The following is a 16,443-nucleotide window of genomic DNA, read 5'->3' as shown; positions in this document are numbered from 1 at the left end:
CCCGACCGCGGCTTTACCTGTGGGAGGCGGTCCGGTCCGCACCTGGCGGCCCCATAGGCTTGGGAGCATGACGGATCGCGACGACCTGCTGGCCGAGATCAAGAAGAAGGCCGTGGTGCACGGCAGGGTGGTGCTCTCCTCAGGTCAGGAGGCCGACTTCTATCTCGACCTGCGCAGGATCACCCTCGACGGCACCGCGGCGCCCCTGGTCGGCAGCGTGATGCTCGATCTGACGGCCGATTTGGAGTACGACGCCGTGGGCGGGCTGACGCTGGGCGCCGACCCGGTGGCCAGCGCGATGATGCACGCCGCCGCGGCCAGGGGCCGCACGCTCGACGCGTTCGTGGTGCGCAAGGCGCAGAAGGCGCACGGCATGCAGCGCAGGATCGAGGGCCCCGAGGTGCGGGGGCGCCGGGTGCTCGCGGTCGAGGACACCTCGACGACCGGCACGTCCCCGCTGACGGCCGTCGAGGCGCTGCGCGAGGCGGGCGCCGAGGTGGTGGCGGTGGCGACGATCGTCGAGCGGGGCGCCGCGCCCCGGATGGCCGAGGAGGGCCTCGACTACCGCAGCGCCTTCACGCTCGACGACCTCGGGCTCTGAACGCCTCCCGCAGCGGCACGCTCACCGGCCTGTGACGGTGACCGCCTCACGCGGCCACGCGCTCACCGGCCTTCGACCGTGAATACCTCCCGCGGCCGCGCGGTCACCGGCCTTTGACCGTGAACGCCTCCCGCGCGCCGGGCTTGCCGTGCGCGCGGAGCGTGCCGTTCTCCGTCACGCGGACGGTGCCCGCGTCGGCGAGCACCACGTCCAGCTCGGGCTCGAAATAGCTGACCTCCTCGCCCCTGCCCATGTCGCGGTACTGCAGGACGTCGCCGCCGGGCACCCTGACCGTGACGAGCGGGCAGGTGTCGGCGACGCACTCGATGCGCACCGTCGGCACCTGGGCGGCAGACGGAGGCGCGGCGGAGGCGCGCTGGTGCTCGGGCTGCGGCGCCCGCGTGCTGAGCGAGGCGAACAGCGCCCGCCCGCCGACGACCAGGAGCGCGGCGACCCCGGCGACCGCCAGGACGACGAGCGCGAGGCGGGCGAGACTCATCGGATCGGACCTGTGATGTCCCACACATCGGAGCGTACCCGTCGGTACGCCCGCCTTCCCGATCTCTACGGAACGCGGTGGTGCTTGCCGCTCGGCGCCGGCGCCTGCTTGCCCGCCCTGCGGGTCTTGACGACCTCGACGATGATCGGGATCAGCGAGATGGCCACGATGAGGAAGACCCCGGGCAGGATGTACTTGTCGATCTGCTTGGGGTCGACCTGGCTGCCGAGGAAGTGGCCGATCAGCAGCATGCTCTCGACCCAGAGCACCCCGCCGACCACGTTCCACACGAAGAACCGGCGGGCCGGCATCTCCAGCACGCCCGCGACGGGGTTCAGAAAGGTGCGGACGATCGGCACGAACCGGGCGATGACCACCGCCCTGGCAGGGCCGAACTTCTCGAAGAAGTGCTCGGCCTTCTCCACGTACTCCTTCTTGAACAGCCGTGAGTCCGGCTTGTCGAAGAGCCTGCCCCCGACCTTGACCCCGATGAGATGGCCGAGCTGCGCGCCGGCGATCGCGCACAGCGGCGTGCCGATCAGCAGCACGGGGAAGGACAGCGGCTCGATGCCGATCCCCTTCGCCGCCGCCGCGGAGCTGAAGATGCCCGCGGCCACGAGCAGCGAGTCACCGGGCAGGAAGAAGCCGATGAGCAGACCCGTCTCGGCGAAGATGATGGCCAGCACGCCGATCGTGGCGAACGCGCCGAGGATGGTGAGCCACCAGGTCGGGTCTAGGAGATTGGAAAGCCAGTCCACACAGGGGAGCCTACCTGGAGCAGGGTATTCCGCGGAGAAGAGCGGCGGACGCGTTGTCACTACCACCCGGGGTACTAAGTCGGGATACTGAGCTCGCGCGAAGCCGTACTTCCCAGGGAGATGAATCATGCCCATAGCGACTCCAGAGGTCTACGCCGAGATGCTCGACCGGGCCAAGGCCGGCGGATTCGCCTACCCGGCGATCAACGTGACCTCCTCTCAGACGTTGAACGCCGCGCTGCGCGGCTTCGCCGAAGCCGAGAGCGACGGCATCGTGCAGGTGTCCACCGGCGGCGCCGAGTTCCTGTCGGGCGCCACGGTCAAGGACATGGTGACCGGCGCGACGGCGTTGGCCGAGTACGCCAGGGTGGTGGCCGCCAAGTACCCGGTCACCGTGGCCCTGCACACCGACCACTGCCCGAAGGACAAGCTCGACGGCTTCATGCGGCCGCTGATCGACATCTCCCTGGAGCGGGTGGCGAAGGGGCTCGACCCGCTCTTCCAGTCGCACATGTGGGACGGCTCCGCCGTGCCCCTCGAGGAGAACCTGGAGATCGCCCAGGAGCTCCTGGAGAAGTGCGCCCGCGCCAGGATCGTCATGGAGGCGGAGATCGGCGTGGTCGGCGGCGAGGAGGACGGCGTCGTCGGCGAGATCAACGAGAAGCTCTACACGACGCCCGAAGACGCGCTCGCCACGGCCGAGGCCCTCGGGCTCGGCGAGAGGGGCCGGTACATGCTGGCCGCCACGTTCGGCAACGTCCACGGGGTGTACAAGCCGGGGCACGTGAAGCTGCGGCCGAGCGTGCTGAAGGAGATCCAGGACGCGGTCGGCGCCAAGTACGGCAAGGACAAGCCGTTCGACCTGGTCTTCCACGGCGGCTCCGGCTCGGCGCTGGAGGAGATCCACGAGGCGATCTCGTACGGCGTGGTCAAGATGAACGTCGACACCGACACGCAGTACGCCTTCACCAGGCCGATCGCCGACCACATGTTCCGCAACTACGACGGCGTGCTCAAGGTCGACGGCGACGTCGGCAACAAGAAGACCTACGACCCGCGCTCGTACGGCAAGGCCGCCGAGGCGGGGATGGCGGCCCGCATCGTCGAGGCGTGCCAGAACCTCAAGAGCGCCGGAACGAAGATCTCCTAGCCACTTTCGGTGCCCGGCGGGTATGACTTGTCCTATGGACAACCTTCTCGCCGGGCCGCCGCCGACCTACCTGCCGGATCTGCCCGAGGCCCGAGAGGCGCTCGAATCCGGCGCCAAGGCCGCCGACGTGGCCGCCCGCTTCCCTGCCTACCCAGCGGCGTGGGCGGCGCTCGCGGAGGAGTACTTCGCGAAGGGGCACGCCGTCACTTCCTACGCCTTCGCACGTACCGGCTACCATCGCGGGCTCGACCACCTGCGGCGCAGCGGCTGGAAGGGCCATGGGCCCGTCCCGTGGGAGCATGAACCGAACCGCGGCTTCCTGCGGTGCCTGTACGCGCTGTCGAGGGCCGCCCAGGCGATCGGCGAGAAGGACGAGGCCGAGCGCTGCGTCCAGTTCCTCAAGGACAGCAGCGAGACCGCCTATGACGCGCTCACCCAGAGCTAGCTCTTGGGACATTTAGCCATACTCGGGTAGTCTCACTACGCAAGAGCCCCTGTCGCGCTTGCGCCAGGGGTTTTCGTTTTGCGTTCGGGAGACTAGAACCATGCCGGCTGTCGTTCTCGTGGGTGCCCAGTGGGGCGATGAGGGCAAAGGCAAGGCCACCGACCTGCTCGGTGGCGACGTCGACTACGTCGTCCGCTACCAGGGTGGTAACAACGCGGGCCACACCGTGGTGATCGGCGACCAGAAGTACGCCCTGCATCTGCTTCCCACCGGGATCCTCTCGCCCCACGTCGTGCCGGTCATCGGCAACGGCGTGGTGATCGACCCCGGAGTGCTGCTCAGCGAGATCGACGGGCTCGCCGCGCGCGGCATCTCCGCCGAGCGGCTGCTGATCTCGGCGAACGCGCACCTGATCATGCCGCACCACAAGGCGCTCGACAAGGTCACCGAACGCTACCTGGGCAAGGCCAAGATCGGCACGACCGGGCGGGGCATCGGGCCCGCCTACGGCGACAAGATCTACCGGATGGGCGTGCGCGTCCAGGACCTGCTCGATCCGGGCATTCTGGCCAAGAAGATCGACGCCGTGCTGACCGAGAAGAACCAGGTGCTCACCAAGGTCTACAACCGGCGCGGCATCGAGGCCGAGCGCGTCCTGGAGGAGTACCTGGCGTACGCCGAGCGGCTCAAGCCACACATCGCCGACACCTCGCTCGTGCTGAGCAAGGCGCTGGACGAGGGCAAGTTCGTCCTGCTGGAGGGCGGCCAGGGCACGCTGCTGGACATCGACCACGGCACCTACCCGTTCGTCACGTCGTCCTCGCCGACGTCCGGAGGGGCGTGCGCCGGGTCCGGCATCCCGCCGACGCGGCTGACCCGCGTGATCGCCATCCTCAAGGCTTACACGACCCGCGTCGGCTCCGGCCCGTTCCCGACCGAGCTCGAGGACGAGATGGGCGAGTGGCTGCGCACGACCGGCGGCGAGTACGGCGTCACCACCGGCCGCAACCGCCGCTGCGGCTGGTTCGACGCGGTCATCGCCAGGTACGCGACCCGGATCAACGGCGTCACCGACTTCTTCCTCACCAAGCTGGACGTGCTGTCGGGCCTGGAGCGGATCCCGGTGTGCGTGGCGTACGAGGTCGACGGCGTCAGGCACGACGAGATCCCGATGACCCAGACGGACTTCCACCACGCCAAGCCCGTGTACGAGGAGCTGCCCGGTTGGCAGGAGGACATCTCGGAGGCCAAGTCCTTCGAGGACCTGCCGCCCAACGCGCAGTCGTACGTGCGTGCCCTGGAGGAGATGAGCGGCGCCCCGATCTCCGCCATCGGCGTGGGCCCGGGCCGCGACCAGACGCTGGTGCTCCGCTCGCTGGTCTGACCGGCGGTCACACGGTGAGGACGGCGGCCGTCAGACGGTGAGGACGGCGGCCGTCATCGGCGTGTGGACGGTCCAGCCGAGGGTCCGGTAGAGGGAGCGGCCCGCGGGGGTGGCCACGAGGATGCCCGTGTGGGCGCCACAGGACGCGGCCGTGGCCGACAGGGCGGTCATGATGACGCTGCCCAGCCCCCGTCGGCGGTGTGTGGCGGCCGTTTCCACCTGGTCCACGACGGCGGTGGCGCCCGTGATGGCGATCTGGCCGCGGGCCGCCATCTCGCCCGCCTGCGTCAGGAGGCGGGCGGTCGTCAGGTGCGCCCTGGTCGTGACGGCCAGGGTGTAACCGGGCGGGGCCGTCGCCTCGGCGTGTTCCAGGGAGGCCGTCATCATGTACTCGGGCTCCTTGACCTCCCAGCGCGTCGGCAGCCAGCGGGTCACCGACTCGGCGGGGGCGCAGAGTTTGAGCCAGGTGCCCGGCGCGGTGATCCGGGACGTCAGGTGGCGCAGGAAGACCGGGTCGGGGTCGGGCAGGATGTGCCGGGCCACGTGATCGGGAAGCCCCACGTCGACCCTCAGGCCCCAGGGTTCCTCCACGGGCTGGGGGGCGTTGCGCGAGAGGACCCATCCGTCCACCCACGCCCTGACCGTCGCGGGTCGGACCGTTTCGAGAGCCTCCGTCATGCCGTCCAGGTTATTGCTATGTAGCCGGATTTTTTGCCTGAAATAGGACGCCGAGGGCGGAAGTGGCAGGCCCGATCGCCGTGTCCCCCTGGGGCGACGCGGTCCCCGCCATTCCGAGAGATCATTCAGCGTTGGCACGCTGTTCGGCTTCGGTTCTTTGCCGCTTAACACCACAAAAAGGACGCGGCGTGGCATCGCTGGATTGCGCCGCGCGGCAAGGTAGTGTCCCCGGTGTGCGCGTTGAGATACACGGTCATCGGGGTGCAAGGGGCCTGTGGCCCGAGAACACGCTTCCGGGGCTGAGCCGCACGATGGAGCTAGGGGTGCACGCGCTCGAGTTCGATGTCGCGCTCACCGCCGACCGGCGCCTCGTGCTGACACACGACCTCACGGTCTCCGCCGTGACGAGCGCCGACAGGCGTCCCGTGGTGGCAGACGACCCCGACTTCCCGTACGTCGGCAAGCCGATCAACTCCCTGGCCCTCGCCCAGCTCCGCACGCTGGACGTCGGGGTGAGGATGCCGCGCCATCCCGCCGACCCGTTCGCGCTGACCCAGGTGCCGGTCCCCGACACCCGGATGCCCACGCTCGGCGCGGTGCTCGGGCTGGTCAACGTCTACGAAGCCGAGAGCGTGCGGCTGCACGTCGAGCTGAAGTCCGACCCGACCAGGCCCGAGCTGACGCCCGATCCGCGGATGTTCACCGAGCTGGTCGTGGACGAACTCGACCGGCACGGCAGGCTCGACAACACGGCCATCCTCAGCTTCGACTGGCGGATCATCGGCCACGCGGCCGACCTGGCCCCCGCCACCCGGCGCTTCGCGCTGATCGAGCTCGACACCCTGCACTGGCACGACGGCCTCGGCGACGACGTCCCCGCCGCCGCCCGCGACGCCGGGGCCACCACGCTCTCACCCGAGCACGTGATGGTGGACGAGAGCCTGATGTCCCAGGCCGCCGCGGCCGGGCTGGACGTCGCCGTCTGGACGGTCAACGACACCGAGCTGGGCGGCCGGATGCTCGACCTGGGCGTGGCCGGAATCGTCACCGACTACCCGGATCGCATGCGCGACCTGTGGCAGGAGCGCGGCCTGGAGCTCCCCGCCCCGGTCAGGCCACTCAGACCGGTCAGCGTCTAGGACGCATCCCAGGCCAGCCGGTGCACGCCGTAGATGCGGGTACCGCATGAGCTCGTACCGTGAGCTGAAGCGGGGGTCGGCCAGCACCGCGCGGCTGCAGACGGGGGAGGTCGGCGTGCGCGCCGACCTCCCTGTTCGTGGTGGGCCGCGCGCCTTACCCGACCCGCTGCAGGGCCCTTTCGCGGCGGGCGGCCACGCTGGACCCCGACTCCCCACGCGCCATCCGGCGCAGCACGATCGGGGCCAGGACCAGGCCGAGCACGGCCCACGCGCCGAGCACTCCGATGGTCTCCAGGTGCCGCCAGGATTCGCCGATCTCGACGCTGACCGCGGTGTCCGGCAGCAGGGCCGAACGCATGCCGAGGCCGAGCCAGTAGACCGGGAAGACCTGGGCGATCCCCTGCAGCCACTCCGGCATCGAGGTGATCGGGTAGAAGATGCCGGAGATCGCGATCATGCCCAGGATCGGCAGCTGGATCAGTCCCTGGCCGCGCGCGCTGCCGAACACCGAGCCCAGGATCGCGCCGATGGGCAGGGTCGCCACCATGCCCAGCGCCAGCACCCAGGCCAGGGTCAGCCAGGAACCCAGGCTGCCGGCCGCCAGGCCGTCGATGATGACCATGCCGGGGATCAGGAAGATCGCGAGGTCGGCGAGCAGGCTGCCGGACACCGAGACGATCTTGCCGACGAGGTAGGCCCGCATCCCGTTCGGCGTCGCCTTGGCGCGGAGCAGGGTCCCGTCCTCGCGTTCGGCGGTGAGCTGCTGGCTCAGGCTGACCATGCCGAGCGCCGCGTTCATCCCCAGGACGCTCGGCAGCGCCAGGGTGCCGAGCAGGAACCCGGTGGCCCCGAACGCCCGCTCCCGCAGGAAGAACATGGCTGCCAGCATCAGCACCGGCCAGAAGACGTGCCCCCACAGATCCCCGCCGTTGGTGAACGACTGCCGCAGCTCGATCAGACCGCGTGACCAGCCCGACCGGATCGCCCCGGAGTTCATCGGGCCACCTCTTCCCGCTCGCGTGACGCGGCCTGGCGCCGGCCGGACTCGGCCTGCTGCACCAGGGCCAGGTAGGTCTGTTCCAGCGAGGCCCGGTGGACCTCCAACTCGCCTATCGCGGCGCCGTACTCGTCGAACAGGTCGCGCACGAACCTGGTCGAGTCGCTGGTCGACTGGGTGAAGCGCCGGCCGTCGCGGGTCCAGCGCACCTCGTCCTGGCCGGCGATCCGCCCGGCCAGCTCGGCCGCGGTGCCGTCCGCGATGATCCGGCCGCCGTCCAGGACGATGATGCGGTCGGCGAGCTTCTCCGCCTCGTCCAGGTCGTGGGTGGTGAGCAGGATGGTGGTCTCGTGGCGGCCCGCGAGGCCGCGTACGAGGTCGTGGAACTCGTGCCGGGCGCGTGGGTCGAAGGCCGCGGTGGGCTCGTCCAGGAACAGCAGTTCGGGACGCCCCACGATGCCGATCGCCACGTCCAGCCGGCGGCGCTGACCACCGGAGAGCGTCTTGATCTTCTTGTCCGCCTGCTCGGTCAGGCCGACCGCCTGGATCAGTTCGTCGGGGTCCCACGGCCGCTGGATCTGATCGGTGACGAAGGGGGCGTAGTACGTGCCGAGATGGGCGAGCAGTTCACGCACCCGCCACTTGCCATGGTCGCGCCAGGACTGCAGCACGACCCCCACGCGCGCCCGCCACCGCTCGTCTCCGTGTGCCGGATCCGCGCCGAGCACCTCGACCCGGCCCGCCGACCGCGTCCGGAAGCCTTCCAGGATCTCGATCGTGGTCGTCTTCCCTGCCCCGTTCGGCCCGAGCAGGGCCAGCACCTCCCCGTGGCGCGCCTGGAATGTCACGTCGCGCAGGACGTCGTCCGTGCCGTAGCGCATGCGCAGGCCGTCGACGTCGAGCACGACCTGCTCGCTCGTCGTCATGCTGCTACCTCAGGTGTACGTGTGGGCATGAAGTTCTTTCCTTTCGGGGTGGGTGAGCCGCGCAGGGCAGGACAAATTCACCGTTCGTTGAATTTTGACGGCGCAGTGACCCGAAGCCGAAGGTTCGGGGGCCAAGAGCGGTGGCGCGCTCGCCAGGGAAGCCCGAGGCACTCGGAGGATGAGACCCCGCTTCAGGGGGCTTCCACGGTCGGGCCGACTGTGCTGGGAAGCGGCGTCGCGACCGGGGCTGTTCGCTGAGGGGAAGCCAGCAGCGTCGGTGCGCTACTCGCCCTTGTCGATGGGTTCCGTTGGTCGTTCGCCCTCGTTGGCGAGCGCCAGGAGGTCGGTGCGTTCGTCGTCCTCGCTGAGGGAGTCAGGGGCGTCGGTGCGTCGTCCTCGCTGAGGGAGTCAGCGGCGTTCGTCTAATCGCCCTCGCCGGCGAGCGTCTGCCGGACGCGCGCCGTCAGGTCGGCCCGGTCGACGCCCGCCGCGGCGAGCGCGCGCGGCACGGTGCCGACCTCGGCCAGCAGGATTCCGAGCAGCAGGTGCGCCGGACGCAGATCCTTCTTGCCGGTGGCGGACGCGAGGCCGCGTTCGAGCGCGAGCTTGGCCGAAGCCCCCAGGTTCGCCGAACGCTTGGGCGCGGGGCTCGGCCGCGGCAGGTCGAAGGCGGCGAGCGACACCCCGGCCGCGCCCAGGCTCTGCTCGAACTCCTTGTCGAGCGCGTCGCGGATCGCCTGGTGATCGAGCCCGACCGAGGTCAGGGCCTGATGCGTGACGGGGTTGCGCTCGGCGGCGATCGCAAGCAGGAGATGCTGCGCCTCGACCGTCGCCGACCCGTCCTTGTGGGCCTCGTCCGCTCCCCGCTCGACGATCGTGTTGATGTAATGGTCGATCATGGCCATCGTCAGCGCCTCCTCAGCGTGACGCCGGCGGCGATGAGCCGCTTGGCATGCTTCTTGTGGACCGCCTGGCGCGTCACTCCGAGCGCCTCGGCGACCTGCGGCCAACTCCAGCCCGCACGCATGGCCTGCTCGACAGCGGCGTCCTCCATCTGGTCGGCCAGGCGTCGCAACGCCACCACAGCCGCCAGCGCGTCTGCGGGCTCCTGAGGAGCGGGAATCTCATCAGCGGGCATACAAGCAACCGTAGTTGACTAATCCAGGCTTAGTCAACTCAGGTTGCTATGTTCGTTTCGGGGGGCGGAGGGGGAATGCGGCCCGCGCCGGTACGCGCGAAGCGCCGGCGCGGGGAGTGTGTCGCTGCGGCCGGTAGGCGGAACGTCCTCAGAGCCAGCCGTTGCGGCGGAAGCTGCGGTGCAGCAGGAAACAGGCGGAGACCATGACGCCGAGTACGGCCGGGTAGCCCCAGATCTGCTTGGTCTCGGGCATGAAGTCGAAGTTCATGCCGTAGATCCCGGCGATCATCGTGGGCACGGCCAGGATGGCCACCCAGGACGAGATCTTGCGCATGTCCTCGTTGGCCAGCGCGTTCGAGCGGGCCAGCGCCGCCTGAAGGATCGAGCTGCACAGCTCGTTCGACGACTCGACCTGCTCGCACACGCGGGAGAGGTGGTCGCCGACGTCGCGGAAGTACTCGCGCATCTCCGACGGGATCACCCGGCGCTGCGGCAGCGCGGTCAGCGGGCTCTGCAGCGGGGTGATCGCCCGCTTCATCTCCAGCATCTCCCGCTTGAGCTGGTAGATCCGGTTGATGTCGCGGGAGCTGACGTCGGCGAAGACGGTGGCCTCGACCTCTTCCAGTTCGAGCTGCATGAGGTCGGCCACCTGGAGGTAGCGGTCGACGACGTGGTCGGCGATGGCGTGCAGGACGCCTGCCGGGCCGCGGTCCATCAGCTCGGGCCGGTCCTCGAGGCGCTCGCGGACCTCGGTGAGGGGGCAGTGCTCGCCGTGCCGCACGGTCACCACGAAGTCGACGCCGAGGAACACCATGATCTCGCCCGTCGCGATGATCTCGCTGGTGGCGGTCAGCTCGTCGTGGTCCAGGTAGGCGATGGTCTTCAGGACCATGAACAGCGAGTCGCCGTACCGCTCGACCTTGGGACGCTGGTGCGCCTTGACGGCGTCCTCGACGGACAGGGGGTGCAGGTCGAAGACCTCGGCCAGCCACTCGACCTCGGGGGCCTCGGGCTCGTGCAGGCCGACCCAGACGAACGCCTTGGCGCCGTCGGAGCCGAGATTGTGCTCGCGGACCAGGTCAAGGGCTTCGACGATGCCGGGGGCGTTGACCTTCTTGCCCTGGACGTAGGCCCCGAACTCGACGATGGAGTCGACGGGAGGCACGCAGATCTCACGCCCCGGCTTGGGGAGCTGGCGCGGGGCGTGCGACTGCACGGGGTGACGGTTGATGCGACGGAAAAGCGTGGACGAGCGCATGGCAGTCCCTTTCCGCCCGACCTGGCACGCTCCACGCGCGATGAAAAGTCACCTCAATCAACACGGATGCGTGGAGGCACGATCAGGCTGCCGGATTGGAGTGGTCGGGGGTATTCGGGGCGTACGTGGGTGAGCACGTACTGCTGGGATCACCAGGATTCATCCCGGACCACCTCCAATCACACGAGGACGCCGCAAAGCCGACTTAAGTTACCACAGTCTGCCCAACCTGACCGAGGATACTCGCCGCCGGGGTCTGGGAAGAGGTAGAACTCTACAAAGAATCCTAACCATTCCAGCATTTCGTGTGCTCCCGCTGGTGAGGCGGCCCCGGAGCGGGCGGGGGGCTGTCGCCGGTGGGGCGGGGGTGCGCGGGTGCGGCGGGCAGGGTTCGGGGGGCGGCTGCGAGAATGGACACGTGCGCGTTCTAGTCATCGGATCCGGCGGGCGGGAACACGCCCTGTGCCGCTCACTCAAACTCGACCCCCAGGTCACCGAGCTCCACTGTGCCCCCGGCAACGCCGGGATCGAGGAGGTCGCGACCCTGCACCAGATCGTCCCGACAGACCCAGGGCAGGTGACGGAGCTGGCCCAGCGCCTGGGCGTCGACCTGGTCGTGGTGGGCCCCGAGGCGCCGCTAGTGGCCGGGGTCGCCGACGCGGTGCGCGAGGCCGGGATCCCCGTCTTCGGCCCGTCCAGGGACGCGGCCATGATCGAGGGTTCGAAGGCGTTCGCCAAGGAGGTCATGGCCGCCGCGAACGTCCCGACGGCCAGGGCCAGGACGTGCGTCACCGAGGCCGAGGCGGCGGCGGCGCTCGACGAGTTCGGCGCGCCGTACGTGGTCAAGGACGACGGGCTGGCGGCCGGCAAGGGCGTCGTGGTCACCGACGACAGGGAGAAGGCGCTGGCCCACGCGCGGGCCTGCGAGCGGGTGGTGATCGAGGAGTTCCTCGACGGGCCCGAGGTGTCGCTGTTCGCGCTCTGCGACGGCCGCACGGCCGTCCCGCTCCAGCCGGCGCAGGACTTCAAGCGCGCCTACGACGGCGGCGAGGGGCCGAACACGGGCGGCATGGGCGCCTATACGCCGCTGCCCTGGGCGCCTGAAGACCTGACCGAGCGGGTCATGCGGGAGGTGGTCCGTCCCACGATGGCGGAGCTGTCCCGGCGCGGCCTGCCGTACCAGGGCGTGCTGTTCGTGGGCCTCGCGCTGACCGCCGACGGCCCGAAGGTCATCGAGTTCAACGCGCGTTTCGGCGACCCGGAGACGCAGGTGCTGCTCGACCGGCTGGAGACGCCGCTGGCGGGGCTGCTGGCGGCCTGCGCGACGGGCGAGCTGGGCGGCCACCCGGAGCCGGTGTTCCGGCCGGGCTCGGCGGTCACGGTGGTGATCGCGGCGGAGAACTACCCCGCGGCCCCGGTCAAGGGGGACGCGATCAAGGGGCTGGGCGCGACCGAGCACGCGTACGTGATCCACGCCGGCACCAAGCGGGTCGACGGCGAGGTCGTCTCCGACGGCGGCCGGGTGCTCAGCGTCGTCGGCACGGGCCCCGACCAGGAGACGGCCCGCCGCAACGCCTACGACCTGGTGTCGCGCGTCGAACTGCGCGGCTCCTTCCACAGGACGGACATCGCCCGATGAAGCACCTGCACTCCGGCAAGGTTCGCGACCTCTACCAGACCGACGAGGGCCTGCTGCTGATGGTCGCCTCGGACCGGATCTCCGCCTTCGACTACGTCCTCGAACCCGGCATCCCTGACAAGGGCGCGATCCTCACGCAGCTCTCGCTTTGGTGGTTCGACCAGCTCAAGGACGTGGTGCCGAACCACATCGTGGCACCGGGCCCCGAGTCGCGCAGCGTGCTGTGCAAGCCGCTGAAGATGGTCGCGGTCGAGTGCGTGGCCCGCGGCTACCTGGCGGGCTCCGGGCTGGCCGACTACCGCCGCGACGGCGCCGTCTCCGGCGTCGCGCTGCCTCCCGGCCTGGAGGACGGTTCGCGCCTGCCCGAGCCGATCTTCACGCCGTCCACGAAGGCGCCGGTCGGCCAGCACGACGAGCCGATCCCCTTCGAGCGGGTGGTCGACGAGGTGGGCCAGGAGACGGCGGAGGAGCTGCGCCGCATCACGCTGGCCGTCTACACACGCGGCGCGGAGATCGCCCGCGAGCGGGGCATCATCCTCGCCGACACCAAGATCGAGCTCGGCTGGGACGACGACGGCGTGCTGACCTTGGGCGATGAGGTGCTGACTCCTGACTCGTCCCGGTTCTGGCCGGCGGACGAATGGCAGCCAGGACGTTCCCAACCGTCATTCGACAAGCAGTTTGTACGAGACTGGCTTACTTCATCCGAATCGGGATGGGACAAAGCATCTGGAACCGTCCCACCGCGCCTTCCACAGCATGTAGTCGAACGGACCAGACAGCGTTACCTGGAGGCGTACGAGCGTATTACCGGCGCTCCATTTAGCGGATGATTCGACCGGCCCATGTCCGGTTAGCGGCTACTGTTGGCAAGTTCGAGCCAGACAGATTTCAAGGAGCCGCACGAATGGTCCGTTACCGCGTCCGCGGTGGCAACGCACTGCGTGGAACCGCCTTCATCCAGGGCGCGAAGAACGCCGTGTTGCCGATGATCGGTGCGGCCCTGCTCGCCGCGAAAGGCCGCACCGTACTGCGCAACGTCCCGATCATTGAGGACGTCCGCCGCGCGATCGAGTTGGCGCAGGCCGTGGGCGCGTACGTCGAGCTGCACGAGGCCGAACGGACGCTCGTGATCGACGCCTCCCGGCTGACCAGTCCGGTGCTGCCGGCCGAGATCGCCAGGCGGTTCCGCGGCTCCGTGCTGTTCACCCCCGCGCTGCTCCACCGCCTCGGCGAGGCGATCGTCGAGGGCGTCGGCGGCTGCAACCTCGGCAGCCGCAACCTCGACTTCCACTACCTGGGCTACAAGCGGCTCGGCGCGGTCGTCGACGAGGGCGAGAACGTCATCCACGTCAAGGCGAGCGGCCTGACCGGCGCGACCCTCTACCTCGACACCCCCTCGCACACCGGCACCGAGAACCTCATCATGGCCGCGTCCCTGGCCAAGGGGACGACGGTGATCGAGAACGCGGCGCTGGAGCCCGAGGTGCTCGACGTCATCGACATGCTGACGAAGATGGGCGCGCGCATCCGCGGCGGCGGCACCGGCTTCATCACGGTCGAGGGCGTCGAGGAGCTGCACGCCGTCGAGCACACCGTGATGCCCGACCGGCTCGACGCGGGCGTGTTCGCGATGGCCGCGGCGATCACGGGCGGCGACCTCAGCCTCGTCGGCACCGGCCTGGACCTGGGTGTCGTCCGCTACAAGCTGGAGCAGATGGGCGTCGACTTCGCCAGGCAGGGGGCGGTGCTGCACGTCCGATGCGACCGTCCGCTGCGGCCGATCAACATCATCACCGACACCTACCCCGGCTTCGCCACCGACCTGCAGTCGCCGATGATGACGGTGGCCGCGCTGGCCGACGGCACCAGCTACATCCACGAGCGCATCTTCGACGGCCGTTTCGCCCTGGCGGGCGAGCTGAACAAGATGGGCGCGGACGTGGAGGTCGAGGGCAGCAGGGCGATCGTGCGCGGCGCGACCCCGCTCACCGGCACCAGGGTGACGGCGCACGATCTGCGCTCGGGTATCGCGCTGGTGCTCGCCGGACTGGCGGCCGAGGGCGAGACGGTCATCGAGTCGGGATACCTCATCGATCGCGGCCACGCGCATCTCGCCGAGCGAATGCGAGCCCTTGGCGCGGACATTACACGAGAGATTTCCGAGAGTTGAAAATCTCCTGGAAAACCGCACTGAGCTGCTAAAACATGTTCTCGCGTGGCCGATCTGAACGGCTTTCCGGAAAAGTCGGGCGTGACATTACGGCCCTCGCGAGCGATCGTTCCAAAAGAGAGCACTGCAACGGACAGCAGGATGGGACGAACATTGGTCGAGAGGGCCGAAGAAACACCCCGAGTGTCACGCCCGGGCGCCATGACACCGGACCTCACCATTGGCGTGGTTGGACCCCATGACCTCGTCGAGCGGGTGATGCTGATGGGTCACGCCGCCGCACCGCTGCCGTGCCGCCTGGTGGCCGCCGCCTACCGCGACGAGCAGGAGGCGCCTGACAAGGTGACACGGCTCGGTCCCGGGGTCGACGCATGCCTGTTCGCCAGCCCGGTCCCGTACGACCTGGCCAGGCGTTCCGGTGTGTTGACGATGCCGGCGACCTACGTGCAACTCGGCGGCGCGGCACTGGTGGCGGCGCTGGCGAAGGCCGCGCTGGACCCGCGGATCGATCCACAGCGGGTGAGCATCGACGTGGTGAGCCGGGCCGATGTCGAGGAGGCGTACACGGACCTCGGCATCGCCGCCGTGGACGTGCACACCCGCGACGAGCCGGGCGCCACGGGCACGATCGCGGCCTACCATGAGCGGCTGGCCCGCCAGGGCACCACCACGGGCGCGCTGAGCTGCCTGCCGGCGGTGGCGGAGCGGCTGCAGACGGCGGGCGTACCGGTGATCAGGGTCAGGCCGACCTCGGCGGCGGTGCGCACGGCGCTGCACACGGCGGCGCTGCTCGGCGCGCATCACCGGCTGGAGGAGTCACAGCTCACCGTGGTGCTGGTCGAGGTGCCGACGCTGCGCGAGCCGGTGCGCCGCGCCGCGCCGCGTTACTGGCGCGACGAACTGCGGCTGTCGCTGCACCGGCTGCTGGTCCAGGAGGCGAACCGGATCAACGCCACCGTCTGGCCGATCGACGACCACAGCTACCTGGTCACCGCGACCAGGGGCTCGATCGCCACCGCCACCGACGGGTTCAGGGTGTTGCCGTTCGCCGCCAGGATCCGCGACGAGCTGGGGCTGGCGGTCGAGGTGGGCGTGGGTATGGGCCGGACGGCGCACGACGCGGAGTCGCACGCGCGGGCGGCGCTGGCGCGTACCCAGGCGGGCAAGCAGGCGCAGGGGTTCGCGGTGGACCGTGAGGGCCGGGCGCTCATCCCCGCGCCCCGGATGCCCCCGCAGGGGTCCACCGCGCTGAAGCCGAAGGGCGTGGAGGTGCTGGCCAGGCTGGCGGCCAAGCTGGAGGGCGGGGACACCGTGGTCGACGCGGAGGGCGCCGGGAAGATGCTCGGGGTCACGCCGCGTACGGCTCGGCGGTTGCTGCGCACGTTGGTTGACGAGGGACTCGCGTGGCCGCTTCCGCCGAACCGCACGCCGCAGCCGGGCCGGCCGCGCCAGCTCTACCGGCTGATCGTGGAGAAACTGGGGCCCCGCTAGGAGCCCTCGGGGTACCTGGTCCGCCGTCCCCCTTCCCCTTCCAGGGGCGGCGGGCCACCCGCGATCTGATGGGCATTTGACCCGATCGAACCGAATCGCGGCGAAAGGTGCGCCGACATTTGCGCCGTGGTTGGTTGACAGCGGGGAATGCGGGTATGGTCCCGGAC

Annotated in this window: 17 protein-coding genes; 9 read left to right on the top strand and 8 right to left on the bottom strand. The window is 69.8% G+C overall.

Features of this window, described 5'->3' with window-relative positions:
• Nucleotides 1-67: 67 nt before the first annotated feature.
• On the top strand, nt 68-601 hold the full coding sequence (gene pyrE / locus ABT294_RS36370; protein ID WP_350810885.1) for an orotate phosphoribosyltransferase: 534 nt from the start codon (nt 68-70) through the stop codon (nt 599-601).
• A gap of 103 nt (nt 602-704) precedes the next feature.
• Here pyrE and ABT294_RS36365 read toward each other — a convergent pair whose 3' ends face one another.
• Together ABT294_RS36365 and ABT294_RS36360 are read right to left on the bottom strand one after the other, a co-directional pair.
• Nucleotides 705-1,100, bottom strand: coding sequence for a hypothetical protein (locus ABT294_RS36365; protein WP_350810884.1), 396 nt, complete (start codon nt 1,098-1,100; stop codon nt 705-707).
• 65 nt (nt 1,101-1,165) lie between these two features.
• Nucleotides 1,166-1,858 carry a DedA family protein gene (locus ABT294_RS36360; RefSeq protein ID WP_350810882.1) on the bottom strand — a complete coding sequence of 231 codons (693 nt, stop codon included), beginning with the start codon at nt 1,856-1,858 and terminating at the stop codon, nt 1,166-1,168.
• A 127-nt stretch (nt 1,859-1,985) separates the two neighbouring features.
• On the opposite strand from ABT294_RS36360, the gene fbaA reads away from it, so the two are divergent.
• From fbaA to ABT294_RS36345, 3 genes are all read left to right on the top strand, one after another.
• Nucleotides 1,986-3,008 carry a class II fructose-bisphosphate aldolase gene (gene fbaA, locus ABT294_RS36355; RefSeq protein ID WP_350810881.1) on the top strand — a complete coding sequence of 341 codons (1,023 nt, stop codon included), beginning with the start codon at nt 1,986-1,988 and terminating at the stop codon, nt 3,006-3,008.
• A gap of 34 nt (nt 3,009-3,042) precedes the next feature.
• Nucleotides 3,043-3,453: a DUF3151 domain-containing protein gene (locus ABT294_RS36350; protein WP_350810880.1), complete on the top strand. Its 411-nt coding sequence runs from the start codon at nt 3,043-3,045 to the stop codon at nt 3,451-3,453.
• 100 nt (nt 3,454-3,553) lie between these two features.
• A complete protein-coding gene (locus ABT294_RS36345; RefSeq protein ID WP_350810879.1) occupies nt 3,554-4,837 on the top strand; it encodes an adenylosuccinate synthase in 1,284 nt (427 codons plus the stop codon).
• A gap of 30 nt (nt 4,838-4,867) precedes the next feature.
• Here the strand turns inward: ABT294_RS36345 and ABT294_RS36340 are convergent, their stop codons facing one another.
• Nucleotides 4,868-5,515: a GNAT family N-acetyltransferase gene (locus ABT294_RS36340; RefSeq protein ID WP_350810877.1), complete on the bottom strand. Its 648-nt coding sequence runs from the start codon at nt 5,513-5,515 to the stop codon at nt 4,868-4,870.
• A 188-nt stretch (nt 5,516-5,703) separates the two neighbouring features.
• On the opposite strand from ABT294_RS36340, the gene ABT294_RS36335 reads away from it, so the two are divergent.
• Complete coding sequence (locus ABT294_RS36335) at nt 5,704-6,654, top strand: glycerophosphodiester phosphodiesterase family protein (protein ID WP_350810875.1); 951 nt, start codon at nt 5,704-5,706, stop codon at nt 6,652-6,654.
• A 154-nt stretch (nt 6,655-6,808) separates the two neighbouring features.
• Here the strand turns inward: ABT294_RS36335 and ABT294_RS36330 are convergent, their stop codons facing one another.
• The 5 genes from ABT294_RS36330 to corA all read right to left on the bottom strand — a co-directional run bounded on the left by ABT294_RS36330 (nt 6,809) and on the right by corA (nt 10,931).
• A complete protein-coding gene (locus ABT294_RS36330) occupies nt 6,809-7,651 on the bottom strand; it encodes an ABC transporter permease (RefSeq protein WP_350810874.1) in 843 nt (280 codons plus the stop codon).
• Entirely contained in the window at nt 7,648-8,577 is a 930-nt protein-coding gene (locus tag ABT294_RS36325) for an ABC transporter ATP-binding protein (protein ID WP_350810872.1), read from the bottom strand. The genes ABT294_RS36330 and ABT294_RS36325 overlap by 4 nt, the downstream gene beginning before the upstream one ends.
• Before the next feature lie 422 nt (nt 8,578-8,999).
• On the bottom strand, nt 9,000-9,482 hold the full coding sequence (locus ABT294_RS36320; RefSeq protein ID WP_350810870.1) for a Clp protease N-terminal domain-containing protein: 483 nt from the start codon (nt 9,480-9,482) through the stop codon (nt 9,000-9,002).
• A gap of 2 nt (nt 9,483-9,484) precedes the next feature.
• A complete protein-coding gene (locus tag ABT294_RS36315; RefSeq protein ID WP_350810869.1) occupies nt 9,485-9,715 on the bottom strand; it encodes a hypothetical protein in 231 nt (76 codons plus the stop codon).
• A gap of 148 nt (nt 9,716-9,863) precedes the next feature.
• A complete protein-coding gene (gene corA, locus ABT294_RS36310; RefSeq protein ID WP_350810868.1) occupies nt 9,864-10,931 on the bottom strand; it encodes a magnesium/cobalt transporter CorA in 1,068 nt (355 codons plus the stop codon).
• 460 nt (nt 10,932-11,391) lie between these two features.
• On the opposite strand from corA, the gene purD reads away from it, so the two are divergent.
• From purD to ABT294_RS36290, 4 genes are all read left to right on the top strand, one after another.
• Nucleotides 11,392-12,612, top strand: coding sequence for a phosphoribosylamine--glycine ligase (purD, locus tag ABT294_RS36305; protein ID WP_350810867.1), 1,221 nt, complete (start codon nt 11,392-11,394; stop codon nt 12,610-12,612).
• Nucleotides 12,609-13,445, top strand: a complete 837-nt coding sequence (locus ABT294_RS36300; protein ID WP_350810865.1) for a phosphoribosylaminoimidazolesuccinocarboxamide synthase — start codon at nt 12,609-12,611, stop codon at nt 13,443-13,445. Before purD ends, ABT294_RS36300 begins: the two co-directional genes overlap by 4 nt.
• A gap of 74 nt (nt 13,446-13,519) precedes the next feature.
• Entirely contained in the window at nt 13,520-14,785 is a 1,266-nt protein-coding gene (gene murA, locus ABT294_RS36295; RefSeq protein ID WP_350810864.1) for a UDP-N-acetylglucosamine 1-carboxyvinyltransferase, read from the top strand.
• Nucleotides 14,786-14,986: 201 nt separating this feature from the next.
• Nucleotides 14,987-16,276 carry a GTP cyclohydrolase IIa gene (locus ABT294_RS36290; protein WP_350810862.1) on the top strand — a complete coding sequence of 430 codons (1,290 nt, stop codon included), beginning with the start codon at nt 14,987-14,989 and terminating at the stop codon, nt 16,274-16,276.
• Nucleotides 16,277-16,443 lie beyond the last annotated feature (167 nt).

Source organism: Nonomuraea sp. NPDC000554 (assembly GCF_040300065.1).
Taxonomy (GTDB): Bacteria; Actinomycetota; Actinomycetes; order Streptosporangiales; family Streptosporangiaceae; genus Nonomuraea.
Note: the sequence above shows the minus strand (reverse complement) of the source record. Positions and strands in the feature narration are given on the sequence as shown.